19 protein-coding genes are annotated in these 18,397 nt (G+C 44.4%); 5 read left to right on the top strand and 14 right to left on the bottom strand.

The features are described from left to right. The first annotated feature begins 17 nt into the window (after positions 1–17). Genes HYN43_RS19145 through HYN43_RS19135 form a run of 3 tightly spaced genes read left to right on the top strand, consistent with a single transcriptional unit; the run spans position 18 to position 1,115 of the window. Positions 18–629, top strand: a complete 612-nt coding sequence (locus HYN43_RS19145) for an RDD family protein (RefSeq protein WP_119410867.1) — start codon at positions 18–20, stop codon at positions 627–629. Positions 630–669: 40 nt separating this feature from the next. Beyond that, a complete protein-coding gene (locus HYN43_RS19140) occupies positions 670–861 on the top strand; it encodes a DUF2683 family protein (protein ID WP_119410866.1) in 192 nt (63 codons plus the stop codon). Then, positions 858–1,115, top strand: coding sequence for a Txe/YoeB family addiction module toxin (locus tag HYN43_RS19135; protein ID WP_119410865.1), 258 nt, complete (start codon positions 858–860; stop codon positions 1,113–1,115). The genes HYN43_RS19140 and HYN43_RS19135 overlap by 4 nt, the downstream gene beginning before the upstream one ends. A gap of 12 nt (positions 1,116–1,127) precedes the next feature. Here the strand turns inward: HYN43_RS19135 and HYN43_RS19130 are convergent, their stop codons facing one another. Further along, positions 1,128–1,955, bottom strand: a complete 828-nt coding sequence (locus HYN43_RS19130) for a hypothetical protein (protein ID WP_119410864.1) — start codon at positions 1,953–1,955, stop codon at positions 1,128–1,130. A gap of 6 nt (positions 1,956–1,961) precedes the next feature. After that, positions 1,962–2,825: a hypothetical protein gene (locus HYN43_RS19125; protein ID WP_119410863.1), complete on the bottom strand. Its 864-nt coding sequence runs from the start codon at positions 2,823–2,825 to the stop codon at positions 1,962–1,964. 129 nt (positions 2,826–2,954) lie between these two features. On the opposite strand from HYN43_RS19125, the gene HYN43_RS19120 reads away from it, so the two are divergent. Together HYN43_RS19120 and ispG are read left to right on the top strand one after the other, a co-directional pair. Further along, on the top strand, positions 2,955–3,428 hold the full coding sequence (locus HYN43_RS19120) for a DinB family protein (RefSeq protein WP_119410862.1): 474 nt from the start codon (positions 2,955–2,957) through the stop codon (positions 3,426–3,428). Between the two features lie 193 nt (positions 3,429–3,621). Further along, positions 3,622–5,703 (top strand): (E)-4-hydroxy-3-methylbut-2-enyl-diphosphate synthase, encoded by a 2,082-nt coding sequence (ispG, locus tag HYN43_RS19110; protein WP_119410860.1) that lies wholly within the window; start codon positions 3,622–3,624, stop codon positions 5,701–5,703. A 180-nt stretch (positions 5,704–5,883) separates the two neighbouring features. Here the strand turns inward: ispG and ilvA are convergent, their stop codons facing one another. From ilvA to ilvB, 12 genes are all read right to left on the bottom strand, one after another. Then, on the bottom strand, positions 5,884–7,134 hold the full coding sequence (gene ilvA / locus HYN43_RS19105; protein WP_119410859.1) for a threonine ammonia-lyase IlvA: 1,251 nt from the start codon (positions 7,132–7,134) through the stop codon (positions 5,884–5,886). 2 nt (positions 7,135–7,136) lie between these two features. After that, positions 7,137–8,303: a 2-isopropylmalate synthase gene (locus HYN43_RS19100; RefSeq protein ID WP_119410858.1), complete on the bottom strand. Its 1,167-nt coding sequence runs from the start codon at positions 8,301–8,303 to the stop codon at positions 7,137–7,139. Between the two features lie 382 nt (positions 8,304–8,685). Further along, complete coding sequence (locus HYN43_RS19095; protein ID WP_119410857.1) at positions 8,686–9,441, bottom strand: class I SAM-dependent methyltransferase; 756 nt, start codon at positions 9,439–9,441, stop codon at positions 8,686–8,688. A gap of 158 nt (positions 9,442–9,599) precedes the next feature. After that, positions 9,600–10,013 carry a hypothetical protein gene (locus HYN43_RS19090; protein WP_162996545.1) on the bottom strand — a complete coding sequence of 138 codons (414 nt, stop codon included), beginning with the start codon at positions 10,011–10,013 and terminating at the stop codon, positions 9,600–9,602. A 15-nt stretch (positions 10,014–10,028) separates the two neighbouring features. Beyond that, positions 10,029–11,099, bottom strand: coding sequence for a 3-isopropylmalate dehydrogenase (gene leuB, locus HYN43_RS19085; protein ID WP_119411288.1), 1,071 nt, complete (start codon positions 11,097–11,099; stop codon positions 10,029–10,031). A 58-nt stretch (positions 11,100–11,157) separates the two neighbouring features. Beyond that, positions 11,158–11,955, bottom strand: coding sequence for a methyltransferase domain-containing protein (locus tag HYN43_RS19080; protein WP_119410855.1), 798 nt, complete (start codon positions 11,953–11,955; stop codon positions 11,158–11,160). 91 nt (positions 11,956–12,046) lie between these two features. Then, the gene (gene leuD / locus HYN43_RS19075; RefSeq protein ID WP_119410854.1) at positions 12,047–12,634 is read right to left on the bottom strand and encodes a 3-isopropylmalate dehydratase small subunit; all 588 of its coding nucleotides are present in this window, start codon (positions 12,632–12,634) and stop codon (positions 12,047–12,049) included. A gap of 108 nt (positions 12,635–12,742) precedes the next feature. Then, complete coding sequence (locus HYN43_RS19070; RefSeq protein ID WP_119410853.1) at positions 12,743–13,129, bottom strand: GxxExxY protein; 387 nt, start codon at positions 13,127–13,129, stop codon at positions 12,743–12,745. 44 nt (positions 13,130–13,173) lie between these two features. Then, positions 13,174–14,601, bottom strand: a complete 1,428-nt coding sequence (gene leuC / locus HYN43_RS19065) for a 3-isopropylmalate dehydratase large subunit (RefSeq protein WP_119410852.1) — start codon at positions 14,599–14,601, stop codon at positions 13,174–13,176. A 145-nt stretch (positions 14,602–14,746) separates the two neighbouring features. Further along, entirely contained in the window at positions 14,747–15,805 is a 1,059-nt protein-coding gene (gene ilvC, locus HYN43_RS19060; protein WP_119410851.1) for a ketol-acid reductoisomerase, read from the bottom strand. A gap of 217 nt (positions 15,806–16,022) precedes the next feature. Continuing rightward, positions 16,023–16,625 carry an acetolactate synthase small subunit gene (gene ilvN, locus HYN43_RS19055; RefSeq protein ID WP_119410850.1) on the bottom strand — a complete coding sequence of 201 codons (603 nt, stop codon included), beginning with the start codon at positions 16,623–16,625 and terminating at the stop codon, positions 16,023–16,025. Positions 16,626–16,649: 24 nt separating this feature from the next. Continuing rightward, a complete protein-coding gene (gene ilvB, locus HYN43_RS19050; RefSeq protein WP_119410849.1) occupies positions 16,650–18,386 on the bottom strand; it encodes a biosynthetic-type acetolactate synthase large subunit in 1,737 nt (578 codons plus the stop codon). Positions 18,387–18,397 lie beyond the last annotated feature (11 nt).

Raw genomic sequence — 18,397 nt, 5'->3', positions numbered from 1 at the left:
AAACAAAAATCCGGTACATGTCCCAATCTTACATCTTAGTCATCAACGGCAAACCCGAAGGCCCTTTCACTATCGCCGAGCTAAAAAGCCGCGGCATTAAACCCGGTGATTTTGTGAAAACCGATGATATGGTGGATTACAAGGAAGCGCATGAAATTCCCGAACTACGCGAGCTGTTTGGCTTTGCAAAACCCAAACTGTTAATGCAGTACTACGGCAGTTTCGATCAACGCTGGCTGGCCTCGGCATTGGATTGGTTTATCCTTTTCGGCGTGTTTGTTTTGCTGGCGGCTTTTGTAGTTTTCATTTTCATTACCGATAAACAGGTGCGAATTTTTACGTCGATAGGCATTGTGGCTTTTACGCCCGTCGGCAGGTTTATTTATAATGTAGTGATGGAAAGCTCAGATAAACAGGCAACCATAGGTAAGCAGGTGCTCAAAATAAAAGTAGTGGATATGGATGGAAACAGGATTTCTGTAGGGAGAGCCATTAGCCGTAACCTGGCTAAAATACTATCCGTGCTTACCTTTTTTGTGGGGTACCTGATGGCCTTTTTTAATAAGCAACAGCAGTGTTTGCATGATATGGTTGCGGGTACGCTGGTGATTAAGGATAGGTTGGTGTAGATTGGTTTTGAGCATCAATGTTAATTGATTAAATTTGAATATGGAATCATTAATTGTACATCCGAAAAATAAAGAGCAATTAAATGCCTTAAAGGCTTTTATGAAAGCGTTTGAGATTTCCTTCGATGAAGATAAATCAGGCTATGATCCTGAGTTTGTTGCAAAAATTGAGAATAGCAGAAAGCAAGTAAAAAACGGAGAAACACGTGTTGTAAATATTGATGAGCTGTGATTGTTCGATTTACGAAACAGGCCGATGCTGATCTTGAATATTTTAAGAAAAGCGGAAATGTTCAAGCTATCAAGAAAATAAAAGAATTGCTCAAAGCTATTGTTGACGACCCTTATAGTGGGATAGGACAACCTGAGCAGTTGAAACACAATTTATCAGGTGCATGGTCTCGACGAATTAACAGAGAACATCGTTTAGTTTATGAAATTGAAGATGATACTGTTTTCATACTTTCTTTAAAAGGCCATTATTAAAAATTGTCTTTGCTACTTCGCTTTAACCAATTTATATCTCAATTTATCCAGCACCAATAATGTTGAATCGGCATTGGGCTTCGTATCATAAAGTTTTAGCGTATCGGCATCAAATTTGAAAGAATATGATTTGTTGTACCGGGTGTCATCATCAAAACTGATCTCATCGAGGTTATCCATCACATCCGAATTGAGATCGATATTTATCACATAGTTTTTAAAATTGCCAAAGCCCGTTACTTTTCCATCAATGCTAAAATTTACAGCCGTGTTAGCCGGGGTATCTTGCAGATGATAAGTGCCGGCAATAAGCACTTTATTAACCAAACGATACATCCCATCTGCAACTTGCATTATCTTTTTAGCGTTGGCCCTGATTAACTGAGTAGCTTTTACGTGGCCCTTCTCATTCGGATAGTAAACGGTGATAATATTATTATCGCCTTGATTCGTTGTAACACAAAGCTCGCCCGCTCCAAATATTAGCGACGAAGCGCGTTTTCCCTTCCTAAATGATAATGTGAGGTTGCTGCCATCATGATTATCCCAGCCAACAGGTACAATGATGTCGGCTCCTTTTATAGCTGCGGTATCGATGCTGAATGATGATATGCCCTCAGCTTCATCCACTGCTGCCAATGGCGATTTTGTTTTAGCTATTTTATCAATATAAGCCTTGTTTACCCAGGTGCCTTGCAGTAACGGTTTGAATTTTTCTATCAAAGGATTTGGTTTCTCAATGGTGGTTGATGCGGCAAGGGTATCGGTTTGTGCCTGTTTGGTGCTACTTTTGCACGAAAAAACAAGGACAGGTATTAAAAGAAAAAAATAGTTTTTCATGATGGTTTATTTGCTTCTAACCAATTTATATTTCAACTCTCCCCATTTTAAATGAACAGAATCAGCACTGAAATCAATATTATAAATGTTTAAAGTGTCCTTGTTTATTTTAAACAGATAATCTTTCTGTTGCTGGACTCCAATATTAAAGCTAAACTGGTCAAGATCATTTTGCGGGCCGGCTACAAAATCGGTGTTAACATAATAGGTTTCATAACCAGCAAAGCCGCTTACCTTACCTTCGTTATTAAAGGAGATTTTGGATGTTGTCCCGTTAGTGTCGGTCAATTCATAATTTCCACTAATGAGCAGCTTGTTGGTAATATAGGTTATACCATATTCCATGCCTTTATCTGTTTGTTTAGGTAAAACCCTGGTGTATTTGACACTACTGATAATGTGGTTGTTTTTATTGTAGTGATAAAGCAGCAGGCTGGTATCGCTGCCTGCTATCTGATATCCAAGTTCATAAAAATTACTATTTACCTCATAGTCGGGCCAATTGGTTTTTAGTGAATTTGGTTGATGTCCCGGTTTAAAAAATAGCGTGAAGCTTGCGCCTTCATGGTTATTCAAACTTACGCCAACCACTGTACTGTCTTTTTCTGCCGAGTCTAAATTGATTGCAAGTGCCGCAGCTCCGGCTAATTTTTTTGATGAGATATAGGGCGATTTGGTACGGCTGAGATCGACAATGTAGTCGCTGGTTACCCAAACCCCTTGAATAAACGGTTTAAATTGTTGTAAAAGATTTAGCTGGCTGCCCGCGCTTGTTTTTTGTGAAACAGTATCATAAACAGGTGCTTTAGTCTTGCTTTTGCAGGATATAAAAGCCGTTGCTGCCAGGACAAGAAACAATCTGTATTTCATTTGTTGCTGATAAGGTTAATGACGAATCTAAAGTAGATATTTTCGGCAAATGGAGCATTGCTTTGATAATAATTATTAATTTAGAGAGCCTTACGGCCTCTTGCTTTCTTAAGGACTTAAACCAACTAAATGATTAGTGAACGTTTCGAATGTGAAATTTTAAGAGCCAGCAGGACCAGGCTATTGCAATTGATTGAAACAACTGATTATGAAATATTATTTAAAATCCCCGAAGGTTTTAACAATAATATAATCTGGCAAATTGGTCATTGCATCACCTCACAACAAAGACACATGTATATGCGTAGCGGGTTACCAATGCATATATCTGAAGCATTCGAGGAGTCTTTCAAAATTGGATCGTCTCCAAGGTCATGGAAAATCATGCCAAATGTTAATGAGGTGAAAGATTTGTTGATTGATACAGTTAATCAGCTTGAATCAGATCTCGAATCCAAATTGTTTGTTAACTATCAACCCTTTGAGTTACCCATCGGATTTCAAGTTAAAAATCATATAGAAGCGCTGCAGGCCGCTAATTATCACGAAGCTGAACATAGCGGAAAGGTTTTTACCTATTTGAAGCTACTGCTAAAAGAATAAAATACATTAATGAAATGTGTTTCTCTTATTCAGGTCAACTGTTACGATGCTCACAAATTAAATAGCTTTATTAAACACAGATGGGAATTAACATTTATCAAAATGTTACTAAATATTGTTGGTATCACTATAAATTTCCAACTTCTTACCGTCAAACAACTTTCGTATTTTTGTAGTCTAATTTCCATCACTGATGAATACTGATGCTGTTAAAGTGCTGCCCGGTCGTTATTGTAATTCCCTAACCGAATATTCGCGTTTTATTACCCGCGAGGTTAATATTGGCGATGTGCCTATGGGCGGGAATAATCCAATCCGCATACAAAGCATGACCACCACCGATACCATGGATACCATTGGTACCGTTGAGCAAACCATCCGCATGGTTGATGCCGGCTGCGAGTATGTGCGCATCACCGCGCCCAGCATCAAAGAGGCCCAAAACCTGGCCGAAATTAAAAAACAACTCCGTGCCCGCGGCTATACCGTGCCACTGGTTGCCGATATTCACTTTACCCCAAATGCTGCCGAAGTAGCCGCCCGCATAGTTGAAAAAGTGCGCGTAAACCCCGGCAATTACGCCGATAAAAAGAAATTCGACCAGATTGATTATACCGACCTGGAATACCAGGGTGAGTTGGAACGCATTTTCCAAAAGTTTGCCCCGTTGGTAAAAGTTTGTAAAGAGTATGGCACTGCTATGCGCATAGGTACCAACCACGGGTCGCTGAGCGATAGGATCATGAGCCGCTATGGCGATACCCCGCAAGGCATGGTTGAGTCGGCAATGGAATTTATGCGGATGTGCGAGCAGCTGAATTACTATAACCTCGTGATCTCCATGAAATCCAGCAACCCGCAGGTAATGGTGCAGGCCTACCGTTTACTGGTTGAAACCATGGTTGCCGAAGGTATGAACTACCCGCTGCATTTAGGCGTAACTGAAGCCGGCGACGGCGAAGACGGCCGTATCAAATCTGCCGTAGGTATTGGTACTTTATTAGAGGATGGCCTCGGCGATACCGTCCGCGTATCCCTAACCGAAGAACCCGAGGCAGAAGCACCGGTAGCGATTGAATTGGTGAAACGATATACAAGTCGTAAGTCTTTAGTCGAAAGTCAAAAGTCGGAAAATCTGACTCAGAACTTAGAGCTTAAGACTTCAGACTCTAAGCATAATCCTTACGAATACAAAAAACGCGAAACTTATGAGGCCAACGCTTTTATAGGCGGGCATCTGGTGCCGCGTGTAGTAATCGATCTATCAAAAAAGAACCTGAAAGATCCGGCAGTTTTGAACGAGGCAGGTTACCTGTACTCGCCGCTGCTGGATAAATATAACATGGCCGAGGCTTCGGTTGATTTTGTTTATTTCGCCGATGAATTGCCGTCGTTCAATTTGCCGGGCAATTTGAAGCAGTTATATAACTATAACACCTGGCTTAAACTGGCCGATAAAACCAACTGCCACCCGGTATTCACCTTGCAGGAATACATTGGAGATGTTGACCGTTCATCAAAACTGAATTTAGTGAGGCTGCGACCTGCCGATATTGATTCGGAATCTTTTGGTTCGATCCCGTTGGATAACTCGTTAGTGTTGGTATTAGAAACCGAAGCCCTGCATGGCATGGCCGAGCAGCGCGCGTTCTTCTTCAAGATGGAAGAGTTAGGTTTAGATGTGCCGGTGATAGTGAAGAGAAGTTATAAGTTCGAAGTCGAAAGTATTAAGTCCGAAGTCGGAAATCAAGAAACGACATCGACTAAAGACTTAGAACTAAAGACTCAGAACTTGCAGCTATACGCTTCAACAGATCTCGGTGCTTTATTAGTTGATGGCTTTAGCGACGGTATCTGGATAGATGCCCCTGAATTGCCTACCGGTGTAATTACCTCTACCGCTTTTGGTATTTTGCAGGCTACCCGCTCACGCATCTCCAAAACAGAATACATCTCCTGCCCAAGCTGCGGGCGCACGCTGTTCGATCTGATGATCACTACCCAGATGATCCGCAGCCGCACCAGTCACCTAAAAGGGTTGAAAATTGGTATTATGGGCTGCATAGTAAATGGCCCCGGCGAAATGGCCGATGCCGATTATGGTTATGTAGGTTCGGGTACGGATAAGATTACCCTTTACCGCGGTAAGGAAGCCGTGAAAAAGAATATCAGTTCGGCCAATGCGCTTGATGAGTTGATCAATATCATTAAAGCGGATGGGAATTGGATTGATGTGGAAACGTCTGAATCAGAATTTTCAGGATTAAAGAATTAGCAGAATAAAAAAGCGGCCTAAAACTCTCAAAGTTTTAGGCCGCTTTCATTCTCCCCCCTCGTCATTGCGAGGCACGAAGCAATCGCGAACTGTACAGGGCGAATCTGCTTGGCCGCTCTGCCTCCGTGCGATTGCTTCGTTCCTCGCAATGACGTGGTGGAGAGAGTATTGTTGAAAGGTTTACACCAAATACTCAAACAAAGTCTGATCCTTATTCAACTCAATAACATTAAACCTATGCGCATGCATCCGCTGTAAAAGTGCCGGATAATCCTCCGCGTTTTTCAACTCAATCCCTACCAGCGCAGGGCCGTTTTCTTTCTCATTCTTTTTAATGAACTCAAAACGGGTAATGTCATCACCAGGACCTAACACATTGGTCACAAACAGTTTCAAAGCCCCCGGACGTTGCGGGAACCTTACAATAAAGTAGTGTTTCAACCCCTCGTACAGCAATGATTTTTCTTTGATCTCCTGCATGCGGGCGATATCATTGTTACCGCCGCTGATGATACAAACTACCTTTTTGCCTTTGATCTGCTCTTTGCAGGCATCAAGTGCGGCTACTGATAGCGCGCCGGCTGGCTCAACTACTATGGCATCTTCGTTGTAAAGCTTGAGAATGGTGGTGCAGATCTTTCCTTCTGGCACCAGCAGCATATCGTTCAGGATGTCTTTACAGATGCCGTAGGTTAACAGGCCTACGCGTTTTACGGCAGCACCGTCAACAAAACGGTCTATTTCATCCAGGGTGATCGGTTTGCCATGGTTGATAGCGCCAAGCATTGATGGGGCACCTTCAGGTTCAACGCCTATCAGGTGGATGTTAGGGTTGTTGTTTTTAAGATAAGTACCTGTACCTGATGCAAAGCCGCCGCCGCCGATGGGCATAATGGCTACTTCAACATCGGGTAGGTCTTGCAGTATTTCAACGCCTACGGTTCCCTGGCCTTCAATAACGCGGTAGTCATCGAAAGGAGGGATGAAGGTCATCTGGTGTTTTTCGGTGTAGGCGAGGGCTTCGGCCAGGCAATCGTCAAAAGTATCGCCGGTTAGTACGATCTCGATATTACCGTTGCCAAACATGGCGGTTTGTTTAACCTTTTGTTTGGGGGTAATTTCGGGCATAAAAATTACGCCTTTAATGTTCTTTTTGTTGCACGAAAAGGCTACGCCCTGCGCATGGTTACCCGCGCTGGCGCAAACCACACCGCGGCTCAACTCATCATCAGTAAGCTGACTGATCATGTTGTATGCACCGCGCAATTTGTATGAGCGGACAACCTGCAGGTCTTCGCGTTTTAAATAAACCTCACACTCGTATTTTGCCGAAAGACCGGCGTTATATTGCAGCGGGGTACGTTTCACAACGTCCTTAATCCGCTGGTATGCCGCTTCAAAATCAAGCTGGCTTTTTGTATCAGTTTCCATTGTTAATTTTTTACCAGGCGGTGCACCATAAGGCTTTGCAAATCCTGGTCGTTGATGTCGAGCTTGCTATCGGCAAGCGTTAAAAAGTTATTGTAAACAAAAGCAAGTTCTTCCTTATCCAGCGTATATCCTAAACGCTCCAGATGGAATTTCAGAGCATGCCTGCCGCTGCGCGCGGTTAGCACTATTGTGGCGCTCGGAAAGCCTACATCTTCAGGGCGAATGATCTCGTAGTTCTCACGCATTTTCAGGAAGCCGTCCTGGTGAATGCCCGAGCTGTGGGCGAAAGCGTTTGCGCCTACAATAGCTTTATTAGGCTGTACCGGCATGCGCATCTGCGTGCGGATCATCTGGCTCAACTCATAAAATCTTTTCGAATCTATCTGGGTATGTAAGCCCAAAGTTTGGTGTGTTTTCAGGATCATCACCACCTCTTCGATTGAGGTGTTACCCGCACGCTCGCCAATACCGTTAATGGTGCCTTCAATCTGGCGGGCACCGTTTTGTAAACCGGCTATAGAGTTGGCAGTAGCCAAACCAAGGTCGTTATGGCAATGTACCGAGATGATGGCTTGATCTATATTTTTGACGTTCTCTTTCAAAAACTTGATCTTGGCACCGTATTGATCAGGCAAACAGTAGCCATTGGTATCCGGGATGTTCACCACGGTAGCACCGGCGGCGATAACGGCTTCAACCATCTGCGCTAAATAAACCACATCGGCCCTGCCAGCATCCTCGGCATAAAACTCAATATCTTCAACCGATTTTTTGGCGTATTTCACGGCTTCAACCGCACGCTCCAAAATCTCTTCGCGGGTGCTGTTAAATTTGTGTTTGATGTGCATATCCGAGGAACCGATACCGGTATGGATCCGCGGACGTTTGGCATATTGCAGCGATGCTACAGCGGCATCGATATCGCCTTTGTTGGCGCGGGTTAAGGCGCAAACAGTCGGCTCTTTAACAGCTTTTGAAATTTCAACAACGCTCTGGAAGTCGCCCGGACTTGAAACCGGGAAACCTGCTTCAATGATGTCCACGCCCAGCAGTTCCAATTCCTTAGCTATCTCAATCTTTTCGGGGGTTGTTAACTGGCAACCCGGTACCTGCTCGCCATCGCGAAGCGTGGTATCAAAAACATAAACGCGGTTGGGATCGTGTAACATATCGTTTTATTTAAATTTTGTGATGTTAGATATGAGATTTGAGACTCGCATCCTCCATCAGTGTTTGTTTTTATGTTAGATAAGAGTTTTTGCGACCCGTATCTTCTTTAATTAATTCTTCCTATTACTTTCTTCAAGCGGATATTCAAGTTAGAGAAAAAAATCTCATATCTCAAATTCCTCGAAATCGCTTCTACAAATCGGCGGTACTTGGCTCCTCTGGAGCCCTAAAATTCTTTCAATCTCCTGCTATAAACACGTTACCCCTCTGGGGTACTTTCATAACTCCGTTAGGAGTATCGTGTTTATAGTTATGTTTTGCTCCGTTCTCCCGGCTCCATAGGAGCCTCGTTTTCTAAAAGCGATTTTCTTCGTCTTCTATTTACTCTTTTACTGCAATAAACCTTAACCTTTTATAATCGGCGTACCATTGGCCGTTTTCATTATAAAAAGGTTCGAGTTTTTTGGTGATCTCGGCCAGGATCTGTTCTTTTTCATCTGCCGGAATTCCGTCTAAAAATTGTGCGCCAAACATGGTGATCCATTTGGCTACGCCCTGGTCGCCGTCCTGAAGGGGGGTTTTACGGTCGTAATGAATTACGTAGGTAACCCTGAAACCGTGCTCTTCAAGTTTGGTGGTGTATTCGCCTACTGATGGGAAGTACCAAACTTTGGTATCGGCTTTTTCATTATAGCCGTGGTTGTGTAATACCTGTTTAGTGGCTTCAATCAGACGCTCAACATTGCCTTTGCCACCCATCTCCGCAACAAAACGACCGCCTTTTTTCAGGCTGTTGAATACGCTTCGGATAGCGCCGTTTGCATCAAGCACCCAATGCAGGGCCGCGTTTGAGAATACGGCATCGTACTTTTCGTCGGTATAAAAATCAGCTGCATTCTCTACCGCGAAATCAACATCCGGGTAAAGCTGTTTAGCCTGCGCTATCATTTCGGGCGAGTAGTCGGTACCTTTTACTACGGCACCTTTGTCCTGGATCTGTTTAGTTAAATGGCCTGTGCCGCAACCCAGATCGAGGATGCGCTCTCCAGGTTTCACATCCAAAAACTCAAGCACATCTTCTCCGTATTTAAATACGAAGGCATGCTTTTGGTCGTATAAATCAGCGTTCCATTTCATTTTTTTCTTTGATTACACCGATGATTTTTTGATTACACCGATTGTGATTTTGCCGGGATTTCACCGATTGCTCTTTTTTAATTCCCTCCCTCGGGAGGGGTGCGGCTGGCTGTGTAGTGGCAGGGAGGGGTTTCTGCTACATGCATATACACTAATGCTTATCTAACCCCTTCCTCCTCCTTCCCCTGGGAAGGAATCGCACTTGCCCGCGCTTTTGCCTTATTCTTAAAATGCAATGCAGTATAAACCACCGCACACACCACAAACAAACTATTCACCCAAATCACCTTGCCAATAGCATCTGCCGAAGCAGCGGTTACTACAATCACCACCAGGCTTAGCGCTATAACCACCCCAAGCATCAATTTGCTGTTTGAGCGGATAATGGCGTAAACTCCGGCTATCTGGCTGGCTATGGCCAATATCAGTACCAGGTTTTCAAGCTTTTCGTTATCGTCCATGCTCATGGCCATCAGCACCTCGATAAAGGCGAATGTTCCTCCTCCGCCATTAGCTCCGTAGCTGCAGAAGAGGAACAGGATCATCATGAAGATGCTGAACTTCGTCATCATGACAATCAATAGCTACTATAAATATTCAAGCACTTTTTGGCCCATTGCCGTGGTGCCTAAAATTTTGGCTTTGTCGGTATTGGCATCAGCGATGTCGCCGGTGCGGTAGCCGTCTTTCAGTGCTTTATCGATAGCGTCGGTTATCTTTTTGGCTTCCTCTTTCAGGCCGAAGCTTATTTCAAGCATCAGGGCAACCGATAGGATAGAGGCCAGCGGGTTAGCTTTATCCTGACCGGCAATATCATGTGCCGAACCGTGGATAGGCTCAAAAAATCCTGTACCGTCACCAACCGAAGCCGAAGCCAGCATACCCATCGAACCTGCAATTTGTGATGCTTCGTCGGTTAGGATATCGCCGAAAAGATTGGCTGTTAATACCACATCAAACTTTTTAGGGTTTTTAACCAATTGCATAGCCGCGTTATCGATAAACATGTGCTCGGTTTCAACATCAGGATATTGTTTGGCAATTTCCTGTACTACCTCGCGCCATAGGCGTGAAGCTTCCAGTACGTTTGCTTTATCAACAGAGCATAATCTTTTGCCGCGCACACGTGCTGCCTCGTAAGCTTTGATAGCGATACGCTCAACTTCGTAACGTGAGTAGATCATCAAATCGGAAGCGGTATTACGGTCTTCGCTGCGTTTTTTCTCGCCGAAGTAAACGTCGCCGGTTAGCTCGCGGAAGAAAAGGATATCGGTTCCTTTTAATATCTCTGGCTTCAGACTTGATGCATCCAGAAGCTCATCAAACAACATAATAGGGCGCAGGTTGGCATACAAGCCAAGCTCTTTACGGATTTTTAACAATCCCTGCTCCGGACGAACTTTGGCCGACGGATCGTTATCATATTTAATGTGACCGATAGCGCCAAACAGGATAGCATCGCTTGCTTTAGCTTTTTCAAGCGTTTCATCAGGCAGCGGATTGCCGGTAGCCTCAATACCCGCGTGACCCATCAGGGCTTCATCGAACGTAAATTCGTGGCCATGATTCTGACCGATCTTTTCTAAAACCGCTTTACCCCAAGTGGTAACCTCGGGACCTATCCCGTCGCCGGGTATTACTAAAATGTGTTTTTTAATTCCCATAACCCTTATCGCTGCCATAGGCAGCGGTGTTTTTGTTTTATAGATGTTTTATTTATTCGGGTTTTACGCCGCGTACTTCTTTCAATCTCATTACCATTTGCTCGGCCTCATTTTCCACCCATTCGGTATACTCATCAATAGCCTGCAAGCGCGATTCATCGTCAATATAGCCTTCTTCAACCATTTGCTTGGATTGCGCTACTTTGGCCCAGATGCCTGCTTTGCTTACAAAATTGGCTTCGCCTTTTTGGTAAACTTCATCGGCATCAAACTCCTCGATATTGGTAAAACCTGCTTTCTTCAAATAATCTGGCAGGTCTTCGGCAATATGATTATTCATGCCCGCATCGCCCCTCCACCTTAAAAAGGTAGCATAAAAGCGCTGCATACTTACCGGTGGCTGCGGCTGCCATTGCAAAGCCTCGTGGTTGTAATCTAAAATAGATACTGTACCACCGGGTTTCAGCAATGAATACATTTTTTTCAAAGCCTCAACCGGGTTGCTCAACCATTGCAGTACCCTTGCCGAAACGATCAGGTCATACTGCTCACCCGGCTCGAAGCCGAAAAGGTCGCTATATATCAGCTCCAAATTTTTTACCGAAGCGTAAGTTTCCTTACCGCTCTCAATAAAATATTCAGTATTATCAATGCCCGTAACATGACCGCTTTCGCCAACCATTATTGCGATATCCTTGGATATCGCGCCCGTACCACAACCAACATCCAGCACCTTCATGCCCGGCTTAAGCAGGGGGGCAAGGGTAGCATAATCATTCGCTAAACTCCGTTCGTCGAATAATTTGGCGGTACCTTTACCTTCTCTCTGGATATGTTTTTGTTCAGTCATTTTGCTTTGCTGTCATTGTTTGCTTCGCAGTCATTAGGTCATTGAGTCATTTTTTTGACTTAGAACTTCTGACTCGAGACTTTCGACTTAATTACCTCGCTATTTCAAATTCCTCGATCTTGCCTTTTTGGCTTAGGATGTAGTCGATATCATCGTAGCCATTTATTAGGCAGGCTTTTTTGTATGGGTTGATCTCGAAGCTTTCCTGTTCGCCGGTTGATGAGATGGTGATGGTTTGGCTTTCCAGGTCGATCTCTACTTCAGCTTTATGATCGGCATAAACCGCGTCGAAGATCTTTTTCAGGAAATCGTCGCTTACCTGTACCGGTAATAAGCCGTTGTTAAGGGCGTTGCCTTTAAAAATATCGGCAAAAAAGCTGCTCACTACGGCATCGAAACCATAATCAGAAATAGCCCAGGCAGCGTGCTCACGGCTACTGCCGCAACCAAAGTTTTTGCCGGCCACCAGGACTTTACCGCTAAAAGTTGGGTGGTTAAGTACGAAATCCTCCTTAGGGTTATCGTTCTCATCAAAACGCCAATCGCGGAATAAGTTATTACCAAAACCATCGCGGGTAGTGGCTTTCAAAAACCTTGCAGGAATGATCTGGTCCGTATCGATGTTTTCGATAGGGAGTGGCACCACTGTGGTTTGTGTATGTTTGAATATTTTAGTCATCTGAATCAGAATTTACAGAATTTTAGAATTTACAGAATGCTTGTATGCCTTATAAAATGCCTTTGTAGCTTACAAACACCTTTAAGTTTTTAAATACTGTTCCTATTTTCAATTTAGTTTAATGTTATATTTTGGGTTGAAGATCAGTTTATATTGAAGACTCTGGGCTCCAAAGTTTATCAATAAACCTATCGGAAAATCGTAAGCAACAGTATAATTCTTAGCCTGCGCTAAATGCACATCCTCCAAATTAATTATCGCTTTCAACTCAACCGATATTTTCCCTTCAACTACAAAATCGGCCCTTCTTGTCCCAACTTCGATCCCTTCGTAAAATATCGGATGTTCTAATTCTCTCGCGAAGCCTATTCCGGCTTCTTCAAATTCGATAGCCAAACATCGCTGATAAATTACCTCCTGGAACCCATTACCCAATGTATTATGAACCCGCATAGCGCAACCAATTATGCTGTATGTGAGCCTATCTTTTTCCATTGGACTTCAATTAAAACTTGCAGCTAAGTTTTATTATAATTCTGTTAATTCTCTAATTCTGCAAATTCTGATTCAGACAACATTTCGCGAATATCCGTAACCTTCCCCGTTATCGCACTTGCAGCCGCAGTTAACGGACTTGCAAGGAATGTACGGCTATTAGGTCCCTGCCTTCCTTCAAAGTTTCTGTTTGAGGTTGATACGCAGTATTTACCTGCGGGGATCTTGTCCTCATTCATACCAAGGCATGCGCTGCAGCCTGGTTCTCTTAGCGGGAAGCCGGCTTCGTTAAATATTTTGTCCAGGCCTTCGGCTATGGCTTGTTGTTGTACTTGTTTAGAGCCGGGAACTACCCATACGGTAACATTATCGGCTTTATGTTTGCCTTTTACAAACTCGGCTACCTGGCGCAGGTCTTCAATGCGCGAGTTGGTGCAGCTGCCGATGAATACGTAATCTATCGGTTTGCCCAATAGTGTTTCGTCATCGTGCAGGCCCATGTAATCGAGGGCTTTTTTGTATGATCCCTGTTCTTTGGCCTCAAACGACGCTGTTTCAGGAACGTGTTGTGTAACACCGATACCCATACCCGGATTGGTTCCGTAGGTGATCATCGGCTCAATATCTTCTGCTTTGAATGAAAGTACCGCGTCAAACTGGGCGTCCTCGTCAGAGTACAGCGTTTGCCAGTAAGCAACTGCTTTATCCCACTCTTCACCTTTAGGGGCAAATTCGCGACCTTTTACATAGTTAATGGTGGTTTCGTCGGGAGCAATCAGTCCGCAACGGGCACCCATCTCAATACTCATGTTACAGATGGTCATGCGGCCTTCCATGCTCAACGAGCGGATGGTATCGCCTGCATATTCTACAGCATAACCGGTACCGCCGGCAGCCGAGATCTGCGCAATGATGTAAAGGATAATATCTTTGGCACCAACGCCTTTTTGTAATTTACCGTTCACTTCAATTTTCATGCGTTTTGGGCGCGACTGAAGTAAACATTGTGTAGCCAACACCTGCTCAACCTGCGATGTACCGATACCAAAGGCAATAGCACCAAAAGCGCCATGGGTTGAAGTGTGACTGTCGCCGCAAACATAAGTACCACCCGGACGGGTGATGCCCAGCTCGGGGCCTATAACGTGAACGATACCCTGGTACGGGTGGCCTAAGCCATATAGCTCAACACCAAACTCTTTACAGTTTTTGGTAAGCATATCTACCTGGTAGCGTGAAAGTTCTTCTTTAATGGGTAAGTGCTGATCGATAGTAGGAACGTTATGATCGGCAGTGGCCACAGTTTGTTTTGGCCTGAAAACGGGTAAACCTCTTGTACGCAAACCATCAAATGCCTGCGGACTGGTTACCTCGTGAATGAAATGTGTATCGATATACAAAATATCCGGGAACCCCTCGCTGCTGCTGACGACGTGCGCATCCCAGATCTTATCAAATAATGTTTGTCCCATTTTATTTAAGTATTAAGTCTAAAGTACTAAGTCAGAAGTTTTAAGTATTAGACTTGAGCAATGATGATTTAAGTATTAAGCCAGAAGTATAAAGTAATAAGCTGATTTGACTTAAAACTTAATACTTCCGACTTAAGACTTCAAATTAAGCTTCTACAACCTGGTTTTCAGGGCGTAGGCTGCGTACAGTTTTACCTGCTTGCCATAATTCGCTTTCGCGTAATTCTTTCAATTCGGCATCCAGTTTTTCGCGGTAATCTGGTTGGCTGTTCAAATCGATAGAACGTTGAGATTCTTTACCGGTAGCAACGCTTTCGTAAAGTTCTTCAAATACCGGTTTAGTAGCATCACGGAATTTTTTCCACCAGTCAAGCGCACCACGTTGAGCAGTAGTTGAGCAGTTTGCATACATCCAGTCCATACCGTTTTCAGCAACAAGCGGCATTAATGATTGGGTAAGCTCTTCAACTGTTTCGTTAAACGCTTCAGATGGAGAGTGACCTTTGCTACGTAATACATCATATTGAGCAGCGAAGATACCTTGAACGCAACCCATTAAAGTACCACGTTCGCCGGTTAAATCGCTGTATACTTCTTTTTTGAAGTTGGTTTCGAATAAGTAACCGCTACCTACAGCGATACCTAAAGCGATAACGCGATCAAATGCTTTACCGGTAGCATCCTGGAAGATAGCGTAGCTTGAGTTTAAGCCACGACCTTGCAAGAACATACGACGCAATGAAGTACCTGAACCTTTAGGAGCAACCAGGAACACGTCAACATCAGCAGGAGGAACGATGCCTGTTTGCTCGTTGAAAGTGATACCAAAGCCGTGAGAGAAATAAAGGGCTTTACCTGGAGTTAAGTGTTTTTGAACAGTTGGCCATAACGCGATTTGGGCTGCATCGCTCAATAAGTAGCAGATAACAGTTCCTCTTTCAAGGGCTTCTTCAATTTCAAAAAGTGTTTCACCTGGTACAAAACCATCGCTGATAGCTTTATCCCATGTTTTGGTGCCTTTACGCTGACCAACAATTACGTTGATACCATTGTCTTTCTGGTTCAGAGCCTGACCAGGACCTTGTACGCCATAGCCAATTACCGCTACAACTTCGTCTTTTAATACTTCCTGAGCTTTTGATAAAGGGAACTCTTCGCGGGTTACTACGTTTTCTTCAGTGCCGCCGAAATTTAGTTTTGCCATTGTTTTTTTGTTTTTGGGGATTTCACCGATTTTGTGATGATTTCACCGATTTTATTGTATTGAGTAATTTAAGTTTTTGTTTTCTTATTAATCCCGTCATTGCGAGGTACGAAGCAATCCCCGATTTGCAGATCCGTTCTGTATAGTTTGGGATTGCTTCGTTCCTCGCAATGACGTGGTGGTATTAGCTTCTGCCTTAAGCCTTGAGCTTTCAGCTCTACATAGTAAACACCTTCTGCCCCTGGTTCAGGTATTCGTTTTCTATTACTTCTTCACCTGGTTCAAGCCTTTCAAATTCGCGGAGCTTGCTGTTAAAGCCTTCGCTGTCTTTAATGATGGCTACACGGGCGCTGCGTACAAATTCTATCAGGCCGTAAGGTTGTAAAATGTTGATCAGGTTGTCTGTTTCCTCGCGGTGACCGGTGGTTTCAAACACGGTGTAATCTTTACGGATCACTACCGCTCGGGCACCGTTTTCGCGCAGTAAACGCTCAACGCTAACCTTTTCAGCAATTACATCGGTTGATACTTTGTATAACGCTAATTCCTGCCAAATCACATCTTCGTTGGTGTGATAGTATGCTTTCAATACCTCAACCTGTTTCTCAATCTGGCGGGTAAGCTTGCGTACTACTTCCTCATACTCGTTAATCACGATATTGAAGCGGTGAATACTGTCAATCTCCGACGGAGAAGTATTCAGGCTATCGATATTGATTTTACGGCGTGTAAATATAATAGCTATCCTGCTTAATAAACCAATTTGGTTTTCGGTATATATGGTGATGTTAAATTCCTTTTTTTCTTCTGCTTCGCTCATGACTTTGTTTTTGTAGAGGGCGTTTTACTTTAACCTGATCTCGCTTACACTGCATCCTTGTGGTACCATCGGGAACACGTTGTTCTCTTTAGTAACCATTATTTCTAAAAGGAATGATCCCGGTGCGCTCAGCATTTCGTTCAATGCAGGTACTAAATCGGCACGGTCATCAACCAGTTTGCCGGGGATACGGTATGCGGCAGCAAGCGCCACAAAATCGGGACTTTGAATATCAACAAATGAATAACGGCGCTGGTTAAACAACTCTTGCCATTGCCTTACCATGCCCAGGAAACGGTTGTTCAGGATAACGATCTTTACATCGATGCCGCTTTGCATAATGGTGCCCAGTTCCTGGCAGGTCATCTGGAAACCGCCATCGCCAATAATAGCAACTACGGTACGATCCTGAGCACCAAATTTGGCACCTATAGCAGCCGGAAGCGCGAAGCCCATAGTACCCAAACCACCGCTGGTTACGTTGCTGCGGGTATTGTTGAATTTAGCATAACGGCAGGCCACCATCTGGTGTTGGCCTACGTCGGTCACAATAACAGCTTCGCCTTTGGTGATCTCGTTCAATTGTTTGATCACCTCGCCCATGGTCATTTCTTCGGTAGTTGGGTTAAGCTCGTTGTGGATAACGGCTTCAACTTCCTGGCGGGTGTACTCGTTAAATTTGGCCAGCCATTCGGTATGCTGTTTTTGTTCGATGGCTTTGGTAAGCAACGGAAGTGTTTCCTTGCAATCGCCCCAAACAGGTACGGTTGATTTTACGTTTTTGTCGATCTCGGCCGGGTCGATATCCAAATGCACCACTTTGGCCTGTTTAGCGTATTTATCCAAGCGACCAGTCACACGGTCATCAAAACGCATGCCTATCGCAATCAGTACGTCGCACTCGTTAGTTAAAACGTTAGGGCCATAGTTGCCGTGCATACCCAGCATGCCAACGTTAAGCGGGTGATCTGAAGGGATAGCGCCTGCACCCAAAACTGTCCATGCAGCAGGGATACCGCTTTTTTCAACAAAAGCTTTAAACTCCTGCTCGGCACTGCCCAAAATAACACCCTGACCAAACAGGATGAAAGGTTTTTGAGCACTGTTGATCAGCTCGGCAGCAGCCTGGATATATTGCGGACGAACAATTGGTTTCGGCCTGTAGCTACGGATATGGTCGCATGGTTTGTAACCTGCAAAATCAAATAGCTGGATCTGCGCGTTTTTGGTAATATCTATCAATACCGGGCCTGGCCTGCCGCTGCGGGCAATGTAAAATGCCTTGGCAATAACCTCAGGAATTTCGGTAGCATCGGTTACCTGGTAGTTCCATTTGGTAACCGGGGTGGTGATGTTGATCACGTCGGTTTCCTGGAAGGCATCGGTACCCAAAAGGTGCGCGAATACCTGCCCGGTGATACAAACCAGCGGGGTGCTGTCAATCTGGGCATCGGCCAAACCTGTTACCAGGTTGGTTGCACCCGGACCGCTGGTGGCAAATACCACACCCACTTTGCCCGATGTACGCGCATAGCCCTGGCCGGCATGAATGCCGCCCTGTTCGTGGCGTACCAGTATATGGTTCAGTTTATCATTATAATCAAACAAAGCATCATAAATAGGCATGATAGCGCCGCCCGGGTAACCAAAAATGGTGTCGGTACCTTCGGCTATCAATGCTTCCAATAATGCTACCGATCCCGAAACGTTTACAGTTTCGGCGGCGGCTGGTGCGGTTAAGGTTTCTTGTGCAGTTTCCATACCTGTTAGTT

It is taken from the genome of Mucilaginibacter celer (assembly GCF_003576455.2).
Taxonomy (GTDB): Bacteria; Bacteroidota; Bacteroidia; order Sphingobacteriales; family Sphingobacteriaceae; genus Mucilaginibacter; species Mucilaginibacter celer.
Note: the sequence above shows the minus strand (reverse complement) of the source record. Positions and strands in the feature narration are given on the sequence as shown.